Annotated in this window: 19 protein-coding genes and 1 CRISPR repeat array; of the genes, 11 read left to right on the forward strand and 8 right to left on the reverse strand. The window is 37.8% G+C overall.

Annotated elements, in window-relative coordinates; translation table 11 throughout:
* Positions 1-106: 106 nt before the first annotated feature.
* Positions 107-802, reverse strand: a complete 696-nt coding sequence (locus IGI42_RS22365) for a TIGR00266 family protein (RefSeq protein WP_438718279.1) — start codon at positions 800-802, stop codon at positions 107-109.
* A gap of 94 nt (positions 803-896) precedes the next feature.
* Here IGI42_RS22365 and IGI42_RS22370 point away from each other — a divergent pair, with 94 nt between their 5' ends.
* Positions 897-1,679 (forward strand): ABC transporter ATP-binding protein, encoded by a 783-nt coding sequence (locus tag IGI42_RS22370; RefSeq protein WP_438718280.1) that lies wholly within the window; start codon positions 897-899, stop codon positions 1,677-1,679.
* A gap of 226 nt (positions 1,680-1,905) precedes the next feature.
* Positions 1,906-2,713: direct repeats of the CRISPR family, unit length 29 nt; unit sequence GTATTAATCTAAAAGAGTGGAATGTAAAT.
* A 165-nt stretch (positions 2,714-2,878) separates the two neighbouring features.
* Positions 2,879-3,439, forward strand: a complete 561-nt coding sequence (locus IGI42_RS22375; protein ID WP_438718281.1) for a helix-turn-helix domain-containing protein — start codon at positions 2,879-2,881, stop codon at positions 3,437-3,439.
* Positions 3,440-3,486: 47 nt separating this feature from the next.
* Here the strand turns inward: IGI42_RS22375 and IGI42_RS22380 are convergent, their stop codons facing one another.
* On the reverse strand, positions 3,487-5,238 hold the full coding sequence (locus tag IGI42_RS22380; protein ID WP_438718282.1) for a hypothetical protein: 1,752 nt from the start codon (positions 5,236-5,238) through the stop codon (positions 3,487-3,489).
* Between the two features lie 256 nt (positions 5,239-5,494).
* Between IGI42_RS22380 and IGI42_RS22385 the strand changes: the two genes are divergently transcribed.
* On the forward strand, positions 5,495-6,553 hold the full coding sequence (locus IGI42_RS22385; protein WP_438718283.1) for a zinc-binding dehydrogenase: 1,059 nt from the start codon (positions 5,495-5,497) through the stop codon (positions 6,551-6,553).
* Positions 6,554-6,710: 157 nt separating this feature from the next.
* On the opposite strand, the gene IGI42_RS22390 is transcribed toward IGI42_RS22385, so the two are convergent.
* Positions 6,711-8,414, reverse strand: a complete 1,704-nt coding sequence (locus tag IGI42_RS22390) for a M3 family oligoendopeptidase (RefSeq protein WP_438718284.1) — start codon at positions 8,412-8,414, stop codon at positions 6,711-6,713.
* A 238-nt stretch (positions 8,415-8,652) separates the two neighbouring features.
* Entirely contained in the window at positions 8,653-9,768 is a 1,116-nt protein-coding gene (gene ald, locus IGI42_RS22395) for an alanine dehydrogenase (protein ID WP_438718285.1), read from the reverse strand.
* Between the two features lie 249 nt (positions 9,769-10,017).
* On the opposite strand from ald, the gene IGI42_RS22400 reads away from it, so the two are divergent.
* Positions 10,018-10,416 (forward strand): hypothetical protein, encoded by a 399-nt coding sequence (locus IGI42_RS22400; protein ID WP_438718286.1) that lies wholly within the window; start codon positions 10,018-10,020, stop codon positions 10,414-10,416.
* Between the two features lie 56 nt (positions 10,417-10,472).
* On the opposite strand, the gene IGI42_RS22405 is transcribed toward IGI42_RS22400, so the two are convergent.
* Both IGI42_RS22405 and IGI42_RS22410 read right to left on the reverse strand, forming a co-directional pair.
* A complete protein-coding gene (locus IGI42_RS22405; RefSeq protein WP_438718287.1) occupies positions 10,473-12,011 on the reverse strand; it encodes a helix-turn-helix domain-containing protein in 1,539 nt (512 codons plus the stop codon).
* Entirely contained in the window at positions 11,989-13,527 is a 1,539-nt protein-coding gene (locus tag IGI42_RS22410) for a helix-turn-helix domain-containing protein (RefSeq protein ID WP_438718288.1), read from the reverse strand. The genes IGI42_RS22405 and IGI42_RS22410 overlap by 23 nt, the downstream gene beginning before the upstream one ends.
* A 318-nt stretch (positions 13,528-13,845) precedes the next feature.
* On the opposite strand from IGI42_RS22410, the gene IGI42_RS22415 reads away from it, so the two are divergent.
* From IGI42_RS22415 to IGI42_RS22425, 3 genes are all read left to right on the forward strand, one after another.
* A complete protein-coding gene (locus IGI42_RS22415) occupies positions 13,846-14,121 on the forward strand; it encodes an HU family DNA-binding protein (protein WP_438718289.1) in 276 nt (91 codons plus the stop codon).
* 215 nt (positions 14,122-14,336) lie between these two features.
* Entirely contained in the window at positions 14,337-15,233 is an 897-nt protein-coding gene (locus tag IGI42_RS22420) for a permease (protein ID WP_438718290.1), read from the forward strand.
* A gap of 10 nt (positions 15,234-15,243) precedes the next feature.
* A complete protein-coding gene (locus tag IGI42_RS22425; protein ID WP_438718291.1) occupies positions 15,244-16,080 on the forward strand; it encodes a TIGR03943 family putative permease subunit in 837 nt (278 codons plus the stop codon).
* A 235-nt stretch (positions 16,081-16,315) separates the two neighbouring features.
* On the opposite strand, the gene IGI42_RS22430 is transcribed toward IGI42_RS22425, so the two are convergent.
* Positions 16,316-17,482, reverse strand: a complete 1,167-nt coding sequence (locus IGI42_RS22430) for a cation diffusion facilitator family transporter (protein ID WP_438718292.1) — start codon at positions 17,480-17,482, stop codon at positions 16,316-16,318.
* Positions 17,483-17,707: 225 nt separating this feature from the next.
* Between IGI42_RS22430 and IGI42_RS22435 the strand changes: the two genes are divergently transcribed.
* Both IGI42_RS22435 and IGI42_RS22440 read left to right on the forward strand, forming a co-directional pair.
* Positions 17,708-18,052 (forward strand): hypothetical protein, encoded by a 345-nt coding sequence (locus tag IGI42_RS22435; RefSeq protein ID WP_438718293.1) that lies wholly within the window; start codon positions 17,708-17,710, stop codon positions 18,050-18,052.
* A 130-nt stretch (positions 18,053-18,182) separates the two neighbouring features.
* Positions 18,183-20,069, forward strand: a complete 1,887-nt coding sequence (locus tag IGI42_RS22440; protein ID WP_438718294.1) for a glucosaminidase domain-containing protein — start codon at positions 18,183-18,185, stop codon at positions 20,067-20,069.
* A 320-nt stretch (positions 20,070-20,389) separates the two neighbouring features.
* Here the strand turns inward: IGI42_RS22440 and IGI42_RS22445 are convergent, their stop codons facing one another.
* Positions 20,390-20,842 (reverse strand): OsmC family protein, encoded by a 453-nt coding sequence (locus tag IGI42_RS22445; RefSeq protein WP_438718295.1) that lies wholly within the window; start codon positions 20,840-20,842, stop codon positions 20,390-20,392.
* Between the two features lie 199 nt (positions 20,843-21,041).
* Here IGI42_RS22445 and IGI42_RS22450 point away from each other — a divergent pair, with 199 nt between their 5' ends.
* Both IGI42_RS22450 and yidA read left to right on the forward strand, forming a co-directional pair.
* Entirely contained in the window at positions 21,042-21,875 is an 834-nt protein-coding gene (locus IGI42_RS22450) for a formate/nitrite transporter family protein (protein ID WP_438718335.1), read from the forward strand.
* A gap of 153 nt (positions 21,876-22,028) precedes the next feature.
* Positions 22,029-22,841, forward strand: coding sequence for a sugar-phosphatase (gene yidA / locus IGI42_RS22455; protein WP_438718296.1), 813 nt, complete (start codon positions 22,029-22,031; stop codon positions 22,839-22,841).
* The last annotated feature ends 26 nt before the right edge of the window (positions 22,842-22,867 follow it).

Here is a 22,867-nt window from a genome sequence, read left to right on the forward strand (position 1 = left end):
ATAGTTACAATGGCGAATAGAAATCTTAATGGAATTGCCAAGAAATCGGTTACTTTTCCGACAAAAAAAGCCTCACAACACGCTTGTGTCACAAGGCAAAGTCTATTTAGCTTTTAGCTGAAAAACCATGGATTTGACTAGCAAAAGTTTCAACATTACGGGTTTGAATATAAATTTCCCCCACGCCATGAAACTCATTAACTAGACCTTCACCGGTTTTAAACCCAAACATGCCAGAGGCAACCTTAATGTCATAATCTAAAGAACTGGTCCAAGCAATAACGTGTTGATTATCGACAATCGCTGGTTCAGAACCGTCTAAAACGATTTTTTCGACATCGCCAAAGGCAGAGACTAATAAATCGCCACTACCAGAAGTCTCCATTACAAACAATCCACCAGTACCACCTAATAAAGCTCCCGACAACTTTTGGCGTTTCATTTGATAACTAACACTTTGGTCACTAGCTAAAAAGGCACCCGTATTTAGCCGCCAATTTTCCTGTCCTACATCCAATTTGAAAATAATTCCCGGCGCACCTGGAGCAATTGCAATTACCGCTCCTTCGGATAAACCAGTCGCTGTGCTAATAAAGAAACTTTCACCACTGGAAACTGAACGACCAAGAGCACTGATAGCACCGCCAAATCCTTTTTTACCATTGGCATTCATATGGCCTTCAAGTTCAATTTGTCCCAGTTCGTAAACCATTGCGCCCGGTTCAATTCGAATTTGTTCATTTTTTGCTAACTGAATCTTTGCGATTGGAGCAAAAACACTTTCAGTAATTTCAACCTTCATTTTTTCAACCTTCTTTCTTGAAAAAATTATACCATTAGAACGATCCAAGAAGGAGATTTTTTGGTATGATAAATAAAAGGTAGGAGGATGACAGATGGCAATTTTAACTTTTGAAGATATTTCATTAATCCGGCAGAAAAAAGTTTTGCTGGATACCATTAACTGGCAAATCGAAGAGGGAGAAGACTGGGCTTTGTTAGGGCTAAACGGGGCAGGCAAGACGTTGCTTTTACAGATGATCTCTGGAAATATGTGGCCGAGTAAAGGAAAACTAACTGTTTTAGGTGAGGTATTTGGTAAAACGTCAATTCCCGATTTAACCAAACGCATTGGCTGGGTCAGCAATATTTTGCAATACCGATTCCAGCAAAATGAAACGGCAGAACGAATCGTGCTGTCAGGAAAATTTGCCAGCATCGGCATTTATCAAGAATATACTGAAGAAGAAATGCAGGAAGCCAAAGACATTTTAGACTCGCTAAGCGGCAAAGATTTGGTTGGTAAACCATACCAGGTTCTATCACAGGGGGAACGTCAAGTGGTTTTAATTGCCCGCGCACTGATGGCCCAACCTGAACTCTTAATCTTAGATGAACCTTGCACAGGACTAGACTTATTCGCTCGGGAAGATTTATTAGAGCGTATCCAGCAAATCAAACAAGGTGAAAATCCACCAAGTCTCCTGTACGTCACCCATCACACGGAAGAAATTTTACCGTTGATTAGCCACGTCTTGATGGTAAAAGATGGAAAAATCTTTAAACAAGGGACTCGTGAAGAATTGATCACTGAAGAAACGTTAACCCAATTTTACACCCGTCCAATCGATATTCATGAATTAACTGCTGACCGCTTAATGGTCATGCCTAAGAAATAAATAGTGAAAAAATGACGAGTTTCTTCCTATTTAATAATGTAGAAACTCAATCTGTCGACCGTCAATAATCCTAAAATCCCATAGTTACGACAGATGACTAAAAGCCCAGTATTGAAGGAGTTTTGAGAAATCAGGCGTTATCTTTGGTGAAATGTGAACTGGAAATGGATCGGTCGACAGAAATGATTGCTTTAGCCTTGATATGATCAGCCTAAATCGGTGCGGGGTATTAATCTAAAAGAGTGGAATGTAAATTTCATTAACTTACTTAGAAAGTCAGTTTCTTTTTGTATTAATCTAAAAGAGTGGAATGTAAATCTTTTTGAGTACAGATGATGGATTGTTAGATGTTGAGTATTAATCTAAAAGAGTGGAATGTAAATTTTGCTCCGTATAGATCGTAAAGATACAACATGTCTTCGTATTAATCTAAAAGAGTGGAATGTAAATGATTACTCGACATTAGTAAGTTTGGCTTCGGGATTGTATTAATCTAAAAGAGTGGAATGTAAATCCGGCAAGCTTAGTTCAGACGCAAACATAAAACATCGTATTAATCTAAAAGAGTGGAATGTAAATTGGGTCAAAGCCAGCAAAAACGCTCGCTCTAATATGGTATTAATCTAAAAGAGTGGAATGTAAATTATTTCTTAAACGATCAAAGTAGCTTCTCAATAAATCGTATTAATCTAAAAGAGTGGAATGTAAATATAAGATGTTGGAGATACTAAAGGGTGAAGCTCATGGTATTAATCTAAAAGAGTGGAATGTAAATTTTGTACAAGCACCCCGCATTTGATAGAATGCTAAGTATTAATCTAAAAGAGTGGAATGTAAATTTCCACCCTTCTAGACAAACAAAAAAGAGCTTTTAAGTATTAATCTAAAAGAGTGGAATGTAAATTAGGCAATCATACAAATCATCACGATTACAAAATCGTATTAATCTAAAAGAGTGGAATGTAAATGACGGAATAGTCGAAGTGATCCGTGAAGAACAAACCGGTATTAATCTAAAAGAGTGGAACCGAAACAGATACATATTTTTTGTAGTAGCCTGCAAGTAAGCAACATCTTTTAAACATGCATCAATTTTTTCATCACAACACATCTCAGCCCCGCCACATCAGCAATGCAAAGAAAAATTGCTAGCAATAATTACCTTGTCGCTTATACTCTAAGTGTAGGAGGTAGAAGCCATGGTTGGAGATATTTTAAAAACCCGAAGAAAAGAATTGAATTTGACTCAGCAACAGGTGGCCGATAAGCTACACATATCTAGACAGACCTTTTCCAATTGGGAAAATGAGAAAAGTTTTCCTGACATTTTTATGCTGATTGAGTTAAGTATTTTTTTTGAGTTGTCATTGGATTACATGATCAAAGGGGATGAAAAGCTGATGAAAAAGATTAAAGAGGATGCTACTTTAAATCCGTTGATTCAGCAAAGCATATTTTTATTTGTTGTCTGTTTAGCTGCTTCTGTTTGGGCGATCTTATCATTGCCCAGAACAGGATTAGTAATCGAAAACGGCTTAACTGTTTTGTCGGTCGATGTTTTATGGCAATTAACCATGATTATTGCGGTTCTGTGGATGATTTTCATTTATATGCGCAATTTCTATGCCCTAGCTGAGAACATGTTGATAAAAACGATCCATAAAGTCATTCAAGCCTTTTTAGCACTTTCCTTCATCATTACCATCTGCTGCTTTGTCATGACGATACTAAATTACATGGGGATTATTGCCTTCAAATAAATAGACAAAAAAGGAAGACACAGCTTAATTCTTCCTTTTTTTTCATCTCATCGTTTCAATGGATAGACATATCCAGTTAAACCAACTAGATTTTTTCCAATGATTTCCTTCATTTTACCAAAGACAGCTGCCATGATAAAAAAGGCAAAACTCAGTAGTGAAATCATCAATGACCATTGAAAGAATGTGGGAGCTTGATATCTTAGCTCTAAGTGGTTTCTATTCAATTTCTGGGGAATAGTAATTACGCCAATTTCACTATAGTCAATATCCTTTTTATTGAGAACTTGCCCATTTAGTCTCAACACAGTATTGTGATAGCTAAAGACAGGCACCTGTATTTTTTTCTGATCTTTTCCATCCCAAGCAACAACCAAACGACCATCCTCCACCTTTTTTTTAAAGAATGGATCTTTATCGATGATTTGCGTCTGATACAGCTTATAGCGACTGCCGTCATATTCGCGATGGACAGGCAAATAATCAGGAGTGGATTTTTGGATATACTCTAAGGCCAAACTTAAATCCTGGGAATAAAATGCTTCCTTTACTTGTTGAGCAGGAATATCAGCGATCGTTGTATTAATCAACGAAAAAAGATAGTTTTCCGGTTTCCACCAAGTTGTTATCAATACGGTTTGCAAGAGTAACGTTTGAATAATCGCAAGCACCACCATTGATTTCACCTTAACTGTTTTTAGTTTTTCAAAATGATCCTCATTCAAGAGAAGAGCCCAGGAAACCAGCAGTAAAACCGTCGCTGGAATGACAAAGCGAAAAGGAAACTGAATGAGCTGAACCATTCGAATGTTTTTTTTCAATAAAAACGTCCAAGGAATCAAATTCGAACCTAATAGAAGAAAAAACATGCTGGTCCAAATCGTGATCTTCAACATCGGTGATAAATTGTTTTCTCTGTAGGCAATCATCAGGATTCTTACAATAATGATTAGCAAAAAGCACGGCGTAAAAAGACAATAAAAGCTGGAATAGGTGAGCGTACTTTCAGCCATACTCTGGTTGATGAAGGGAGCTAAAATCTTGTCACTAGAATAAATTTGGAAAAGACTGTGCCACAAATTTAATGTGAGGAGGAAAAAGCAGCCGATAGCTAATCCAGTCTTCAACATAAATTGTCCTTTTTTAGTCGACTGAACAAAAGCTCTTAGATAAAAAGGGAGATAGCTCATCACTAAAAAAAGAGTGGACAGAAAATGAGTTTGAAACATCAGAGCGGTATAAAATCCCAAATCTAGCTTCACGTCATGTTTTTCTGTCATGGAAATAATCGGAGTTAAGCATAAAGGCATGAATGCAGCTCCCCAGCTACTAAAGCCTTGTCGCGTGATCCAATATTGCACCGCAAATGTACTCAAATAAATCACGGCTGTCGAAAAAGCAATTTTCGTTTTTACCTTCAGTTTTTTTAGCAGGTTATACATAGAAAAGCCGGATAATACATAGAGTAAAAAATTCGACAATAATTGATAGTTGAACCATGTTCCAGCAATTAGTAACAAGGCGCCATGAAGGTAAGCCAGATAAGGACTATAAAGTGCGTTAACAATTCTACCCGATTGTTGGAAACCATACATACTGCTGAAATATTGAAGGTTGCCATCTTTTAGTTGCATCGCAGCATCATAAAAACGATTGAAGTGAAAAATTGAATCTGAGCCAACAATCATATTTCGTGACAAAATTTGTGGTAGTAACAGGAGCAATGAGACACCGATTATCCCTATGAAGGGATGCCTGTTTAACGTCTTTTCCAACTCTGAAATCCATTTCTTGATCATAGGAACCACCTCTTTTGTAAAAATCTCTTCATAAGAATTAACTTCTTCTCCAGAAAAATCATTTAATCCTATTTATAAAATATAAATATCGCAAATAAGATAAGTGCTAAAACCCACATAAAAGTCAATAGTAAATAAAATAAGAAAGTGGGATTATCAAGCCAATTTTTTTCATTTATCAGTTGTTTTCGCTTGACCTAAAGTCCACTTCAACACTTATACTAGTACTATTCTAAATCATGAAAGAAGGAATTTTATGAAAGCGGCAATTTTTGAAAAAGCTGGACTGGTAACGGTTCAGGAAGTTGAAAAACCAAGTTTACAAGCGACAGATGATGTCATTATTAAAATTGTTCGTGCCTGTGTCTGTGGATCTGATTTGTGGTCTTATGCCCATGGTGATAACAAAGAAGCCCACTCTGTAAATGATGGTCATGAAGCGCTAGGCATTGTTGAAGAAATTGGCTCGGATATCACAACTGTAAAACCAGGAGACTTTGTGATCGTGCCATTTACCCATGGTTGTGGTGAATGTGATGCTTGCCGAGCTGGTTTTGATGGAACCTGTGACCGCCATCAAGGAGCAAGCAATTGGTCAAACGGATTCCAGTCAGAATATGTTCGCTTCCACTATGGTAATTGGGCTTTAGTCAAAGTTCCAGGCCAACCTTCAGATTATACAGAAGGTATGATTAAATCACTTTTGACTTTGGCAGATGTTATGCCAACTGGCTATCATGCCGCTCGTTGTGCTCATGTTGAAAAGGGCGACAAAGTGGTTGTCATTGGAGATGGTGCTGTAGGTCAGTGTGCGGTCATCGCAGCGAAGATGTGTGGCGCATCACAAATTGTCCTGATGAGTCGCCATAAAGATCGTCAAGAAATGGCACTTCAATCAGGAGCAACGGCTGTTGTAGCTGAACGTAGTGAAGAAGGAATTGCCAAAGTTCGCGAAATTCTCGGTGGCGGTGCGGATGCTGCCCTTGAATGCGTAGGAACAGAAGCTGCGATTGAGCAAGCGATTGGTGTTCTCCATAATGGTGGGCGCATTGGTTATGTAGGTGTTCCTCATTATACGAATCGTCCGATCGGTTCAACCTTTGCGCAAAATATTTCTATCGCCGGTGGCTCAGCTTCGGTTACAACTTATGATAAACAATTTCTGCTTAAAGCAGTTCTTGATGGGGATATTAATCCTGGGCGGGTGTTTACTCAGACATACAGTTTAAATGATATCAATCAAGCCTATGAGGATATGCAAGACCGAAAAACTATCAAGTCGATGGTGGTAGTTGATGATACTTTGACAAACTAAGTTTAGCTTTTCAATAGCAATGAAGGTTTTATGGCGCAAAAAACAATCCATCTTTGGGTTGTTTTTTTGTCATCCTTACTACAAAAAAGCTAGCGGAGGCTAGCGATCAAGGAGTTAAAAACAGCAGGAAAGTGGAATTCCTGCTGTTTACTTAATTCTAATTTTGCAAACTTTCTTCTGGCACTTCAGCTAAATAATCAGCCACCGACTGAATCACCGTTTTCATAGCTTCGGTATCAAAAGGCGAAGCCAAATGACCCAATTGGACAGTCTCCAAGAAATTCTTCGTTCCACCAACTTTACAAATAGCAAGATAATCCTCCCAAACGTGAGGATCTTTTTCCACAATTGCTCGTTGCCAAAATTGAAAAGCACAAACTTGAGCCAAGGTGTAGTCTATATAATAGAAGGGAACTTCAAAAATGTGTCCTTGGCGATACCAATAGGTGCCTCGTTCCAAATCAGAAGATTGGCGATAATCTCGTTCCGGACAGTATTGTTTTTCTAGTTTCCGCCAGCAAGCCTTCCGCTGAGCCGCAGTCCATTCTGGATGGGTGTAAACCTCCTCTTGGAAGTGGTCAACTAAAGCACCATAAGGTAGAAATTGCAGAGCGCTACTTAAATGGGCAAAGCGATATTTATCACTGGCACTGCCAAAGAACTGATCCATCCAAGGCCAAGTTAAAAATTCCATACTCATGGAGTGGATTTCTGCTGTATCTGAGGTAGGAAAGACCAATTCTGGTTCCTTCACCCAACGAGAAAGATAGGTCTGAAAGGCATGACCTGTCTCATGGGTTAAGACATCCACATCATCAGAAGTTCCATTAAAATTAGCGAAAATAAACGGCATATGATAGGCATCGATGAATTCACAATAGCCGCCGCTTTGTTTACCAGCTCGGCTAGTTAGATCCATCAGTTGCTGCTGGGTCAATAAATCGAAAAAAGTACCGGTTTCCTCAGAAAGCTGATGATACATTGTCCGAGCTTTTTCCACTAAATCAGATTCTGTACCTTGAGGTTTGGCATTACCGTCAGGAAATACTAGCGGCAAATCATAATAAGCTAGCTCAGACAGCTGCAGTCGTTCGGCTTGGCGTTTATATAGTTCTTGGTTTTTTGGCACAACTTCATCAATAATAAATTGGCGAAACGCCTGAATTTGTTTACGATCATAGCTCCAGCGGTTCATGGCGATATCCCCATAAGCCACATAATTCTCAAAACCTAGCTGCTGAGCTATCTTGGTTCTCAGCTTGATTAGCTGATCAAAAATTTCGTCAAAGCGAGCTTCGTTTTTAGTGAAAAAGCTTTGGTAAGTTTTCTGCGCTTTGCGGCGAGTAAAGCGATCCATGACGGTAAAGCAAGCAGAAATCTCGGATAGCGTATATTTTTTTCCATCAAAAAGTAATTGAGCCGAGGCAATCAACTGGGTGTATTTGCTGATCCATTCGTTTTCCTGTTGTTTGAGCTGAACTACTTTGTCATCCAGAAGTCGCACTTGATCTTTTGCTAGTAAAAACAACGTTTCGGGAAAAAGCTGCTTTAACTCATTTTGAAAAGGAGAAGCCAATAACGCTTGATAAAATTCATGATGAACTTGATCAAACAACGGCTGATGCTCATCCCAATACGCATTTTCCGCAGCATAAAAACTGTCTCTTGTATCAACGGAATGACGAATATAAGCTAATTTTGCCATCGTATCAATATCAGTACGTAACGTATTTAGCTGGTTTAGAGCCTCCTCTGCACTTTTGAAAGATTTGGCTTCGATAAAATGGTTTAGCTGTTTCTTAAACGAGTGACTGTAGCCATCAAAGTCAGGCCGCTTATAATCAAATTCTTTAAATTGCATAGTGATTCCTCCCATACTTTCTTTTATTATAACGCACTAAAGCAGGGGTGGGGAAACTAAAAAAGTGTCTGTGACATAAAACGTCACAGACACTGAAAACCGAATAATCGGTGTAACTGAAGTAGTTCTTTTACGAAATAAGCCGCATAATCGCAAAAATATGAGAAGCTAATTTCGGCTTATTCGGTTTATTTTTCAGAGCTGAACACTTCTGTCACAACCTCGAAAAAAATAGTAGTTAGTCTAAAACATCATCCAACGGTGTGTATTCCATAGACAAGTCATTGGCAACAGCTTCTAAAGTTAATTTTCCTTTGTACGCATTCACCCCTCTATGCAAGGCTAAGTTTGCTTTCAATAATTCTTCTAATGGGTTATTCGCTAACAAATTAGCATAGGCTAAAGTGCTGTTACTTAACGCATAAGTAGCAGTTTGAGGTACTGCACCAGGCATATTTGCTACTGCATAATGAACGACACCTTCTTTAACATAAGTAGGATCATCATGGGTAGTCACACGATCGACTGTTTCGAAAATCCCTCCTTGATCAATCGCCACATCTACAATTACAGAATGGTCAGGCATTCCTGCCACCATGTCAGTTGTCACAAGAGTAGGTGCTTTATGACCAGGAATTAGCACGGCACCAATTACTAAGTCAGCTGTTTTTAACGTTTCTTGTATATTGTAACGATTAGACAATAGAGTCTGAACTTTATTGTCAAAAATGGTATCCAATTCTTTTAGACGGGGAACACTTACGTCGAGAATTGTCACGTTTGCTCCTAGCCCCAAAGCAATTTTAGCAGCATTAGCTCCAACCGTTCCACCACCGATGACCACTACATTACCCCGTCTTACACCGGGAACACCTGCCAATAGGATACCTTTGCCACCATTAACACGTTCTAAGTAATTTGCGCCGATCTGTGAAGCCATTCGACCAGCTATTTCACTCATAGGTGCCAATAGTGGCAGGGAATTATCAGCAGGTTGCACATTTTCGTAAGCAATAGCTGTTACACCGCTCTCAACTAGTGCTTCAGTTAATTCTTTATTTGCTGCTAAATGCAAATAGGTAAATAGCAATAAGTCATCTCTAAAATACTGATATTCTTCTTTTAAAGGCTCTTTTACTTTCATCACCATGTCACAAGCCCAAGCTTCTTTAGCTGTCTGAACAATAACAGCACCGGCTTCTTCGTATTCTTCATCAGAGATCGCAGAACCTTTTCCGGCACTGGTTTCAACTAGTACTTGATGACCACGACTAGTTAAGTCAAAAACACCTGATGGCGGTAATGCCACACGGTTCTCATTGTTTTTAATTTCCTTTGGGATTCCAATTTTCATAGCAATCACTCCTCGTTATAATTTGTAAGCGTTTACTACACTATTGTATAATAGATTCAGCGGAAATCAATTAAAATGCGTTAAGAAAGAAAAAGACTTTTGTTATTTACTTAGCATTGTGAAATTGAGATCAAATCTACACAAGATAGGTTAGGATGTAAAAAGATAAGATTCTCTTTTAATGAAAAGTTTTTCGTTGCGAAATTGTTGCAAACTAGTGATAATAAAAGAGAGCAAAGGAGTTTTTGTATGTCAAAAAAAAGTCCAACAGATATAATAAAAGAACAAATTAGTTTTATTGAAGCTCGAATTACCCGTTACGAAGAATTGCGAGATGGCTCAGTTTTTCGACGAATTCTTTTTGGTGGTGGTCGGCAATCTAAGTTGGGATTCCTCGGCTTGATTGTTGGTTTGGGATTGCTTTTTTATGCGATATTGCATTATTCAGCGGGAGTGGAGATTTTAATAGTGGGGGTGTTGTCGCTCTTACTTCTTGGCTATTGCTTGCTCCAGTTAAATCTCATCCGTAAAAGGAACGATCCTGAAAAATTCGATCGGATGGTGTATAGCCTTTCTCAAGAAAAGGCTTCAATGGAAAAGGAGTTACAGCGCTTATTAGTTACCGATGATAAGATTAGAAAGCAATAAGAATGATCAAGGTAACTATTGTATGTGAAAGATTCACAAATAAACGACAGAGTAATTTATTGTATACTCCGTCGTTTTTTTGCTTGTTTTCGTATTTTTGTTTTCGTTTGATGAATTTCTTCCACTCGACGCTGCAATTTGTTGAGCGTGTAAATGCTTGGACATAATTCTACCGCTAATATCGGGGTAGGACAGTTGGGTAGGTCAACAGTGGAAGTACAGATGACCAAATCGTAGTTACTAAATTCAGACGAGCAATCTGCGGGATTTAGTTGATTGGAAGTCACATGCGAGATTAAGTAATTTCCACGAACAGAAGAGTGTATTAGTTGAGTTAACAACTGTTCTTGAGTAGTAGAATCAGAAGCAACAATTAAGATATTGACTGGCTCATCAAGCTGCTTCATGCCAGTTAAGCACTCCGGTATGGTAGCAATTATCTGATAGACATAATTGTTGATAAATTCTTCTGATTCAAAGATATGATGTTTATGAGTAAAATCCTTTACCAAGGAACGAATACTATGTACACAATGTGCATGAAAATTTTCAAGTAGGTTAATATAATCTCGCTTTCCGTCACGAAGAACGCTGATATATTCACGAGTGTCAATTAGAAAAAGGTGTTGGTTGATTAGAATGACAGTCAATCGTTCCTTTTGTTTTTTTGTCAAAGGTGTTACTAATAGGCGATTGAAATCTTCAACTAATTCTTGATGTTTTGCATAATTGTAAGATAAGTTGTAGTTATTTTCCAACGCTTTTTTCTTTTGCTCTTCCCCCAATAAAAACAAGTCTGAATACAGTAACCAAAAAGATTCTTTCATGACTTCGTCTGTATATTCCATTCCTGCTTCTTCTAGTAATTTTTCTGCAAAATTATAACAAAGAATTCGATCAGGCGGCAAAATATTTTTTGAACTCAAAAAGCGCTGTGGAAAGAAATGACCGTTTTTCACCCGTTGCAAGCTGATGAAAAACATCATACACAAGCGGTTATATTGGCTGTATGAACATTCCAACTGATTGTTTTCGATCAATGAGCGAATTACTTCTTCACCCAGTTCAAAGAATTCTACGGAGCGGCGCAATTCTTCTTTTACAACCTTCTTCTCAGAAAAAAGTAAGAAGAATAATTGACGAACTGTTTTTTCATTTCCGACAATTCGAAAGGGGCGCCGTTGAATGGTTAGTTTCCATTTTTTCAACACTTTCATTAAAACATTCAGATGCGTTTGAACAGAGGAAACGCTACAGAATAATTGCTTAGCTATGTCCTGTAGTTTGTCATATTCTTCAAAAAAGACTAGTTCTAAGATTTTGAAAGATAAGGAGTTGCGGATCATAGTCGAAAATAAGGCATCGATAGTTGCGTTATCTTCGACCTCGAGAGAATATAAGCCATTTTCTCTAGTTATTCGATAGTATTCCATCTGAGTATTGATTGAACGAATATCACTGGATAATACTGGTGCTGTACAGTCTAGAAGTTGTACAAGCTGATCAGTCGTCATGGGATATTTTGAATAGTATAATGTCTCAATTAACAAAAGCTTACGTTGATTATCACGTTTAAGTAGACAACGTAGGTTCATGTTCAGTTTCCTTTCTATCGGGGATCGAAGTGTCAAGACTATTAAAAAAATTTCGAATGTTAGCAATGTCCTGTGGTGTTGGATAAGAATTTATTGCGATTACTGGGCAAAAGCTTTCTAGCTCAGGCATAGTGATATCCGTAATGAGCAAGTCGAATTTTTTGGTCACTTGATTCAAATCTTGCATATTGATATAAGGATAATTCGAATAACTACAAAACAGAGGCGTCTGAACCCATGAACTCAGCATCAAACGCCAAAATTTTTCCTGATTCGGCGAAGCATCAGATAGCAATAAAACCTTCACTGGTTTCTCAACAGTGGCAAATCGTTGAAGCAAACCATCAATCGACTGAATTAAGCTAAAAAAGTAGAGCTCACAATATTCCTCACTATAGGGCAAACGATTCTTATAAAGAAAATCGTAAATTGTATTCATTAGGCGATCGACTGTTCGACCATACTTCTTTCTTAGCAACAACAAGGTATAGTGTTTAGAATTTCCAAGAATAGTTATTAGCTCGTTATCTGGAAAATAGATAAGTACATCATTGCCTAAAATACGCAGACTCTCTTGAATCTGGCTTTCAGTCAGACTGTTTTCTAAAATTAAATTGATAGCTCTCATCAATTTAGTATGTAAATCGTAGAAATTTGCTAGTTTATAATTTGTTTTCTCCTGCTGCATTTGCTGCGAAGGGGTTAAAACTAAATGATCAGAAAAAACAGGCCACAAGGCTTCCATCATCAAGTCAGAGTTATATTCTAACCCGCATTCTCGTTTGAGTAATAAAACTAAATCAGAATGTTCAGACTTATTAGGTAATCTGAAATAGTGATCAGATGGAAGTTGTGCATCTAGATGGAATTTTTTCTTGTTGCGATACAAACAGATTAAGGTACTGTGCATTAACTGAAGATGCGTGTTCATATTATTTCGAACATTATTCTTTAGCAAAAATTCGTGAATATAATGATCGACAGCAAGTATTAATTTGTCAGAAAATCCGTAACTTTTCAAAGGAAGGCGCCGCTCCTTGAAAAAAAGATAATAAAAATGCCGAATCATTATCTCGTCACCTTCTATCCGACTGGGCCGTTGAGCTACATGGATATTCCAATTCGGTAATAGCTGCTCGATTCGTTTTAGGTGGCGTTGTACATTTGAAAAGCTACAACGAAGATCTGTTGCTATTGCTGAGATTCTGTACTGACGTTGGAAGAATAGCTCCGAAATAATTTGAAATTCTACTGAAGTTTCTAAAATATTTGCGTAAACTGAATCGATTGTTGCCGAAGCTTCAAAGTTTAACTTGTATAAATTTTTGATCTTTATTATTGTAAATTGTAAATCATTCTCATTTAGAGCCTTAATATCACTATGTAAAATCGGAACAGAGCAACCTAGTAAATCACTCAAATGTTGCACAGACAAAAGAGACTCTGAATAGTAAAGGGCTTCGATCAAACAAAGTCTGCGGTACGTTTCTTGTTTCATTAATTCTCTTAAATCCATGATCCATCCCCTAATTTTTATTTAAATATATTTTTTTAAAAGTGGAAAAACCAATTGATATCCCTTGTTAAGTTTCATCTTTCATTATTTAACTAATGCCAGACGATAATCATTATAAGGAAAAAATTGTAATAAAATCCAAAAAGCTTAAGGCTTAAAAAAATCTTAGAAAAAATTATTTTATTTTTGTTTTCTGGTTAAATAAAAAAAAAATCTGCCAAAAAAAATTCGCGAAACTGAGATATAACAGTTGCCTTTCTGTCAAAGAACGAATAGAATTAGCTTTGGAATAACTAAAAGAATGATGGAGGCTATATCATGATGAACAAGCAAAGCTTAGTAGAAAAAGTAGCAGAAAAAACTGGATTGACAAAAAAAGATGCAACTGCAGCAGTAGATGCTTTATTCACTACGATCCAAGACGCATTGAAAGATGGCGATAAAGTTCAAGTTATCGGTTTTGGTAACTTTGAAGTACGCGAACGTGCTGCTCGTAAAGGACGTAACCCTCAAACTGGCGAAGAAATTACAATCGCAGCAAGCAAATCACCAGCTTTTAAAGCCGGTAAACAGTTAAAAGACGCTGTAAAATAAAGTCATCGAGCTGTCCCGACTGGGCGGCTTTTTTTCTTTATATAAGCGAAGACGTATTCGAAAAGGACATCTAAATGGTCATTCCAATAAATAATTAACGTTATTTAAAAAAGGCTGAATAAAAAAATATTAAGACACTTGCTTGTTTTTTAAAAGAGCTTGTGTCTTTTTTTGTGCGGGAGTATAGTAATGAGCGACATAGAGGAGGTTCAGGGATGCTGACATTTATTCCCAATTCGATCTTACAAATGAGTACCATCTTTCTTTCAATCATTGTTGAAGCTATTCCATTCGTTTTACTTGGTTGCATTATTTCGGGTGCCTTGCAAGTATATTTAACGTCTGAGCGCGTACAGCACTTATTACCAAAAAATAAGTTCTTAGCTATATTAGTTGGTTCAGGCTTAGGATTTTTCTTTCCTTCTTGCGAATGCGGTATTGTACCGATTGTTACACAATTTATAAAAAAAGGCGTTCCGGAATATACCGCCTTCGCTTTTATGGTTACTGCACCGATTATTAATCCAATTGTATTGTTTGCTACTTTTGTTGCATTAGGCAATAGTGCTCGTTTTGCTTTGTTGCGGGTAGGTGGAAGTTTGCTAGTGGCCTTAACCATAGGTTCGTGGATTGCTTATTTCAACAAGTTGCCGATTATGAAAGAGGTACTTGTGGTGGAAGCTAAACAGCACCACCATGAGCATGCACAGCTGAGAAAGGATAAGCACATATTCGAAGTATTGACTCACGCCATAGATGAATTCTTTGATACAGGACGCTATCTGATTATCGGTGGTTTAATTGCAGCAAGTATGCAGGTTTACTTACCTACACAGCTATTATTGCAACTTACTTCCTCAAGATTAGTCTCAATTTTAGTTATGTTGGTGTTGGCATTTACTATGTCTTTGTGTTCTGAGGCAGATGCTTTTGTAGGGTCTTCATTGTTGTCTTTGTTTGGGGTCAATTCAGTGGTGGCCTTCTTAGTCTTTGGTCCAATGGTTGATATCAAAAACTTGATGATGATGAAGCGAGTCTTTCATGGTAAATTCATCGTGCAGCTGATGGCAATCATTACAGTGGTTGTTGCCTGTTACGCATACTTGATTTAGGAGGTAATTTATGTTTCGTTTTTTGATTTTATCCGGCTATTTCGAGTGGATGATGTATTTGCAGGTGTCTGGAAAGTTGAACCAATATATTAATATTCATTATATCTATTTGGTTTATTTAACAATGGCCTTATCTTTGCTGCTAGCTTTGGTTCAGTTAAAGCTATGGGTTGAACAAAGTGAGGGGAAAGAACGGACTCACGCTCATCATGGTCACGAACACGGTGGCATGAAACGTTCGCAAAAAATGGTGACGTATCTGCTGCTGAGTCTTCCTTTGATCGCGGGCACACTTTTTCCAACAATTAGTTTGGACACAACGATCGTGGAAGCCAAGGGTTTTAGTTTTCCTGTAAGTAAAGAATCGGTTGGTGATCCAGAAATGAATACGCAATATTTGAAGCCAGATACGAGTATTTATTACAATAAAGATGACTATGATAAGCAAATGGAGGAACTATTAGCAAAATATCAAGAAAATGACGTCCTCCAGGTGACGGACGAAAATTATCTGGAAGTGATGGAACTAATTTATACTTATCCCAATACTTTTGTTGGTAAAAAACTTTCCTATGAGGGATTCGATTATCAAACGACAAAAGACCAAACGTACAATTTCCTCTTCCGATTCGGAATCATTCACTGTGTAGCAGATTCTGGGGTATTTGGGTTGATGATACATTTTCCTGAAAATGAAAAGGTGAATAACAATCAATGGCTCCATGTAGAAGGAACAATTGAACTAGAATATTTTGAACCTTTTAAACGCCAACTACCAGCACTCGCTGTTGAAAAAGTTCAGCCGATTGCGACACCAGATAATCAGTATGTGTATCGCTCGTTTTAGCAAAAGTTAAGCGGTAGTGACATAAAACCTTACAGCCGCTAAAAACCCAATAATCGGTGTAATTATAGCAACTCTTTCGAAACAAGCCGAATAATCGCAAAAATATGTGCTGCTATTCTTGGATTATTCGGCTTTTTTTTGGAGCTGAACACGTCTGTCGCAACCTATTTTTTTGATGCATTGAGATGTAAAGCTTTTTCTAGATCATAAACGAAACAGTTTTTTATAGGCTCTTCTATAGCAAATAAGTCCGGTCAAAGATAATGGACATACTTGCGGATATATTTTCTTTGTTATAGTTTTTGGTAATTAATTCTTGTAATTCTTCATTGGATAATTTTAATCCTTCTGGAACAACTAAATCAAAATAGATTACCTCAGGATCGATAGTATTATCAATCCGTAAATCATGAAAACGCAACTGAGGATGGATATCACGCAGAACCTGTTTTAAGTTTGGTGCGACGCGCTTAAAATCAGGGTCATCAAGAGGGTAAGGGTCCACATGGCAGACCAAATCCACACCAGTATTCGTTTTTACTTCCTGTTCAATCGTATCAATCACATTATGGGCGTGGCTCAAGCTCCAATCTTGGTTTACTTCAATATGAACTGAGGCAAATACGCTGTTTGGTCCATAGCTGTGAATTAACAAATCATGATAACCGATGATATCGGGGAACTTATCCAAATGAGCTCGAATCTCACCGATTTCGTCTTCGGGTGCTCGTACGCCCATCAATTCATCGATAAATTCCTTAATCATCTTAACTCCAGTATATATAATATATAAAGCAATCAGAAGGCCAACATACCCATCGATCCGCCATCCTGTAATCCACTCAGTTATAGCTGAAAATAAAACCGCAATGGTTGTGTATACATCATTAAAGCTGTCTTGTGCAGTAGCTTGTAGTGTATTTGAGTGAATCCTCTTTCCTAAACGCTGATAAATACTACCTTGTAAAAATTTCATTAAAATGGAAAGTGTTAAAACTATATATACAATTGAAGAAAGTTGAATGCTTGTCGGATGAAGAATCTTTACAAATGAACTATCTAAGAAGCGAATCCCAACGTATGTTACCAGAATGGAAACCACAAATCCACTAACATATTCGAAGCGTTCATGACCATAAGGATGATCCTTATCGGCTGGCTTTCCAGCAATTTTAAACCCTGCTAAGGTAATAAATGAAGATGCGGTATCGGATAAATTATTCATCGCATCTGCCGTAATCGAGACACTACCAGATAGCGTACCGATGAAAAGCTTGGCAAAGAACAGTAATAAATTTGATAAAAGTCCCATACTCCCTGCTAAAATTCCTATGGCAGTGCGCTCATTGCTTTTAAAAATTTTCTGTATTTTATCGATTAATCTAGTCAATATACGTTCCATCCTTTATTTGGCATTAGTTGATAGTATAGCGTAAATAAAAGTCAGAAAAAAGCATTAAGGCGAGCCTAAATGATAAAAAATATTTTAAAGGTAAACTTTAATTTATTGGGGTTTACCTTTAATTGGGTAATAATTTGAAACTTTTTTTCGTTGAAACGGGACATCTTAGCTGAGTTTCTTTATAATAGATTTAAAGGAACACAATTGTTGAGGAGGAAACGGTTAATGGATCATCAAGAGAAAGATATTACTTTATGGGATATTGAGAATGAGAATGTTATTACTGCACTAGAGGACTTTATAGAAGATTGGAAAGTTTCTCATAATAGTGATCTAGAAGAATACTTGAGAAGCTACACCATCTACTTCAAAAGTGATGATGCCACAAAAGAAGCGATTCGTTTAGTTTTAAGCTATGCGAAAGAATTAATGGATGGTAAACGTACAACGGTTGATTTTTATGAAAACAAAATTTGGGAGCTCTCGGATGGCCGACGCGTGCGCATGGCTCATTATTTTGAACGTTCGAGTGCTGATTTAATGCGAGGAATTATTTCTGGGGAGAAATAAGGCATTATTGAGTGATAAAATGAGAAAAAATGAAAAAATAGTTAGGTATCTTTTAGACAACAAAAATAAAGCATGTTACAATAAAGATAAAAATTTAATTTTACATGCATAATAGAAGCGAGGGATAGATTTGCAGCATAAAAAGATAGCTACTATATTAACTTTAGGGGTGCTTATAGCGCCAACTGTTCTTTCAACGCAACAAGTTTTGGCCGCGGAAACACAGGAGTCTACCGTTCAATCATCGGAGCAGACGACTGAATCTTCCAGCGTACCGGTGCCTGATCCGCAGCCCACACCAGAACCAGCGCCTGAACCAGCTCCAGAACCTGAAATAGCGACATATAGTTTATATATTGCAGGAAATGCGTTAACTCAAAATAATTATGCCGATAGTGATGGTAACCAGATTCATTTTGATCGATTTTCTGAGATTGAAAAAGGCGGAGGTGTAAAGTACGAAGTAAGCTTGAAAGATAGTGATAAAAACATTATCAAAGAAGTGAAAGTAATTGATCGCTCTAAACCAGAAAACGAAAATGTTGTGATGAGCAGCGACCAAGCAACTGGTAGCTTTACCATGCCGGAATCTGATGTTGAAGTGCAACTAATTGTAGAACCAAAACCAGCTCCAGAAAAACCCAACGAGAATACGGATAATAATAATGAAGGGCAAAAGCCTGATGACAAAGAACCCGCTGATACTGGTAATAATACACCGGCACCAACGCCGACAACTGATCAGCCGAGACAGCCTGATTCAGGTAGCAGTGATATACGGGTTCCTTCAAATGAACCTGTACCAACTATAGGCAATGATGTACAAAATGCGATCGTTCAAGAAGCGCACCGCCATTTAGGCAAACCTTATGTTTGGGGTGCTAAAGGACCTAACGCTTTTGACTGTTCGGGCTTAGCCTATGCTGTTTATGCAGCAGCAACTGGTCATTATATCGGTGGTTGGACAGGAGATCAGCAGTATTCTGGTACCCAGATCCCTGTTAGTGATGCCCAACCTGGAGACTTATTATTCTGGGGAGCACCTACTAGCGTAACAACTCACGTAGCAATTTATATCGGTAATGGACAGTATATTCATGCTCCTCAGCCGGGAGATGTGGTAAAGATCGGTACTCTTAACGGTTTCATGCCAACATTTGCGGTGCGAGTAAATGTCGCGGGATTGCCAAAAGCAACCAGTTCTCTAGCCAATGCTTTTGGGGAATACAATACGGATCAACCATTTGTCTTCAATAAAAACCAGACGACGGATCAATTCATTGAAAAAGTGGGTGAATGGTCTCGTGAAATTGGCCAGAAGAACGGTATTTATTCATCTGTTATGCTTGCACAAGCTATTTTAGAAAGTGGATCAGGTAATAGTTCACTAGCTTCTGCACCGAACTTTAATCTTTTCGGAATTAAAGGCAAATACCAAGACAGTAGTGTCGCTTTCCGTACGTTAGAGCAAGATGCTGGAGGAAACAGTTTCCAAATTACGGCTGAATTCCGTAAATATCCATCTTACAAAGAATCGTTAGAAGATTATGCAAAATTGCTCAAAGAAGGCATTTCCGGTAATAGTGATTTCTACAAACCAGCATGGAAATCAGAAACCGAAAATTACAAAGAAGCTACTGAATATCTGCAAGGACGTTATGCTACAGATAAACGCTATGCTGAGAAACTAAATGCAATCATCGAAGCATATAATCTGACTGATTACGATCAAGAAAAAGCCAATAAACGGCCTGAATTGACCAAGCTATCAACTAAGTTTTCAATTGGCGATACTTTGAGAACGAAGCTGATTACTTCATTGAACTTTAGCTCAGAAATTCCTGATGCTATTTCAACAAAATACTTTGTTGATTTGTTCAGAGGTGACAGTTTGATTGCACTAGCGGCAAGCTCGGTTCGTACAAAAGATCAAATTAGTAAAACGAGTCAAGATGAATCACCTCTTTATGTAGCGTTAAGCAAAAGTTTAGTGGCAATTTTGCCGCCAATTAAATAAAATGAATAGAACCTCAACACGCCAATACAGGTGTTGAGGTTCTATTTTCTGTGAAGGATTTAGCTATTGTAGCCAAAAAGCAAAATGAACAAAATTAGGTATAGGATCACTAATTCTACTACGATGCCTACTAGAAGGAAAGACAGTTGTATCACTCGTCTTCCTGCGAAGGATTTAAATGCTCCCTTCATTATGAAAAATCCTGCTGCTGCTAAAGCAATCAATGAAAAAATAAAAATCATCTTAGTGCCAAAAAATGTATCAAAAAATTCGAACATAAGAATCACCTTTCAATGCTATGGGAATGAGGCAACGGACAATTAGTCAATGATATATTTTTTAAACGAAAGATTGCGTTCCATTTCTGGTGTATTGACAAGGGTGTCCTTAACCGGGCAGGTGCGCTCAATGAAGGCAATAAAGGCATCTATTTCTTCCGGAGTGTTTTCGGCAACGATGGTATAGTTCGTGGTAATTTTTGAGAAGCCTATCTTTATGTTGGGCTGGCCCTTCAAGCGATCGGAGTCGATTTCGCCTAGCATTTCCACCTTCATCGATTTCAGCTGAATGTTTTGAGACTGATAAAAGAAACGAGCAACCATCATTTTGCAGGCACCTAGCGAGCACAATAGAGCCTCCAAGGGATTCATCGCTTGGTTCGTACCACCGACATTTTCTGGTTCATCTATTAAAAATTCAAATCCTCTAGCGGAGCATTTTAGCTGTAAACCACCTAAAGCTTCCACTTCTGCTTTCAAAATTTGTTTGACCATGGGTTCTCCTCCTAACTTGTTTAATTAATCATAACTTGTTTATTAACATGTTAAAAGACTTACATGATAAAAGATTAATGAAATAAATGTTGAAAACGTCATGGAAATCATGTATTATATGTTCAGTTATGCCCCTATTATAGGAAAAAGGATGGGAACAATGAAATCAAATCTAACAATGGAAATAGATGAGGAAACAATGGAAAATTCAAAAACACAAGAAACAGCTCAAGCAACTGTGAAATACTTCCCATTAATGAGTCAATTGGACAAGTCAATCAAGAAGAAAAAGGAACTATTGGATAGCAGTTTACCTCGTTATGCAGTCCGTTCAATGTTGGCGTGTTTGTTCTTAGCTTTAGGAACAGCCATTGCCTTTTACATTGCGATTCGTACGCAGCAAGCCATTCCAGGTTTGGAAAAAATGAGCTATGCCTTTATGTTCAGCTGGTCATTGGTAATGATCATATTTATGAACGCAGAGCTTGGCACTTCTAACATGCTTTATATGACAGTCGGTGTTTATCGTAAAAAGGTTTCGTTTGGCTTTGCAGCGAAATTATTGTTTACTTGTATCTTCTTCAACTTAATTGGTGGAGTGCTTTGTGGGTATTTATTATCACTAACTGCACCGTTTGGTCATTTAGAAGCTGGCAACTACATGTTTACCGGTATTGCTGATAAATTAAGTAAATCAACACTTCAAATTTTGGTTGAAGGTATGTTTGCTAATATTGTTGTTAACATTGCTGTTTTAGCTAGCATGCGCATGAAAGATGACGCAGGTAAAATTATGGCAATCATTTTCATCATCTTTATCTTTGCTTTCTTAGGATTTGAGCACGTTATTGCTAACTTCCCAGCATTCTCATTGGCTTACTTTGCTTCTCACGGAACTATTGAAGGCATGAATGCAGCTAGCGTATTACACAATCTATTCTTTACGTTAATCGGCAACTTTGTCGGTGGCGGATTGGTCATGGGATTAGGTTATGCTTGGTTAAATAAAACAGAAACTTCATACGTCGACTAAACACTGCTTATGCAGTGTTTTTTCTTTGGCTTTATTTTGGAACATTGGGTAAAGATTTGTTGATGGGTCAAGAAATTCTTGCAGTAGGTTCAGCATTGTGTTTAACTGGTAAATGGAAGAAACTTTAAGATACAGAGGCATTAGGAGGAAATTATGTCAGTAAAATTAGTTGCCATTGATATGGATGGAACCTTATTAAATGAACGAGGCGAGCTTTCATCAGCCGTAATAGAAAGTGTAAAACAAGCACGAAAAACAGGGGCTTACATTGTCATTTGTACAGGACGCCCTTTATCAGGTGCTTTGGAGCAATTAGATGAATTGGAGCTACTGTCAGTAGATGACTATGTCATTTCTTATAACGGTAGCTTAGTTTTAAATACCAATACTTGGGAAGTAGTATCTCAACATGGTTTAACGCGAGACGATTATTTATACTTCGATATGTTAGCACGCAAAATCGGGGTGCATATCCATACGGTTGATCGGGATGCAATTTATACATCCAACCGCGACATCAGCCGCTATTCTGTCAATGAAGCTCATATGGTTAACTTGCCATTGAAATATCGGACGCCTGAAGAAATTGCGGATGAAGTATCGGCAGTAAAATTAATGATGATCGATGAGCCGGAAATCTTAAAAGCGGCGATCGAAAAAATTCCTAAACATCTTTTTGAAGAATATACTCTGGTTACCAGCTCTCCATTTTATTTGGAAATTTTAAACAAAGATGCTAGCAAAGGCTCGGCTGTCAAAGAACTAGCAGATCACTTAGGCATCAAGCAAGAAGAAGTCATGGCAATTGGTGATGCAGAAAATGACCTATCTATGCTGAAGTATGCGGGTGTGTCAGTGGCAATGGGCAATGGGACACCTGAAGTCAAAGCAGTGGCTAAATACGAAGTCGCATCGAATGCAGAAGATGGTGTAAAAGAAGCATTGGAACGTTGGGTATTACAATAAATTTTTGAGCAAATTGTTTTTGTCTC

The sequence above is a fragment of the Enterococcus sp. AZ109 genome (assembly GCF_051714625.1).
In the GTDB taxonomy this organism is placed as follows: domain Bacteria; phylum Bacillota; class Bacilli; order Lactobacillales; family Enterococcaceae; genus Enterococcus_A.

What these genes read in the sequence shown, in the direction of transcription:
- IGI42_RS22365 (WP_438718279.1), bottom strand. Translation starts at nt 802, where the DNA reads ATGAAGGTTGAAATTACTGAAAGTGTTTTTGCTCCAATCGCAAAGATT.
- IGI42_RS22370 (WP_438718280.1), top strand. Translation starts at nt 897, where the DNA reads ATGGCAATTTTAACTTTTGAAGATATTTCATTAATCCGGCAGAAAAAA.
- IGI42_RS22375 (WP_438718281.1), top strand. Translation starts at nt 2,879, where the DNA reads ATGGTTGGAGATATTTTAAAAACCCGAAGAAAAGAATTGAATTTGACT.
- IGI42_RS22380 (WP_438718282.1), bottom strand. Translation starts at nt 5,238, where the DNA reads ATGATCAAGAAATGGATTTCAGAGTTGGAAAAGACGTTAAACAGGCAT.
- IGI42_RS22385 (WP_438718283.1), top strand. Translation starts at nt 5,495, where the DNA reads ATGAAAGCGGCAATTTTTGAAAAAGCTGGACTGGTAACGGTTCAGGAA.
- IGI42_RS22390 (WP_438718284.1), bottom strand. Translation starts at nt 8,414, where the DNA reads ATGCAATTTAAAGAATTTGATTATAAGCGGCCTGACTTTGATGGCTAC.
- ald (WP_438718285.1), bottom strand. Translation starts at nt 9,768, where the DNA reads ATGAAAATTGGAATCCCAAAGGAAATTAAAAACAATGAGAACCGTGTG.
- IGI42_RS22400 (WP_438718286.1), top strand. Translation starts at nt 10,018, where the DNA reads ATGTCAAAAAAAAGTCCAACAGATATAATAAAAGAACAAATTAGTTTT.
- IGI42_RS22405 (WP_438718287.1), bottom strand. Translation starts at nt 12,011, where the DNA reads ATGAACCTACGTTGTCTACTTAAACGTGATAATCAACGTAAGCTTTTG.
- IGI42_RS22410 (WP_438718288.1), bottom strand. Translation starts at nt 13,527, where the DNA reads ATGGATTTAAGAGAATTAATGAAACAAGAAACGTACCGCAGACTTTGT.
- IGI42_RS22415 (WP_438718289.1), top strand. Translation starts at nt 13,846, where the DNA reads ATGATGAACAAGCAAAGCTTAGTAGAAAAAGTAGCAGAAAAAACTGGA.
- IGI42_RS22420 (WP_438718290.1), top strand. Translation starts at nt 14,337, where the DNA reads ATGCTGACATTTATTCCCAATTCGATCTTACAAATGAGTACCATCTTT.
- IGI42_RS22425 (WP_438718291.1), top strand. Translation starts at nt 15,244, where the DNA reads ATGTTTCGTTTTTTGATTTTATCCGGCTATTTCGAGTGGATGATGTAT.
- IGI42_RS22430 (WP_438718292.1), bottom strand. Translation starts at nt 17,482, where the DNA reads ATGGAACGTATATTGACTAGATTAATCGATAAAATACAGAAAATTTTT.
- IGI42_RS22435 (WP_438718293.1), top strand. Translation starts at nt 17,708, where the DNA reads ATGGATCATCAAGAGAAAGATATTACTTTATGGGATATTGAGAATGAG.
- IGI42_RS22445 (WP_438718295.1), bottom strand. Translation starts at nt 20,842, where the DNA reads ATGGTCAAACAAATTTTGAAAGCAGAAGTGGAAGCTTTAGGTGGTTTA.
- IGI42_RS22450 (WP_438718335.1), top strand. Translation starts at nt 21,042, where the DNA reads ATGGAAAATTCAAAAACACAAGAAACAGCTCAAGCAACTGTGAAATAC.
- yidA (WP_438718296.1), top strand. Translation starts at nt 22,029, where the DNA reads ATGTCAGTAAAATTAGTTGCCATTGATATGGATGGAACCTTATTAAAT.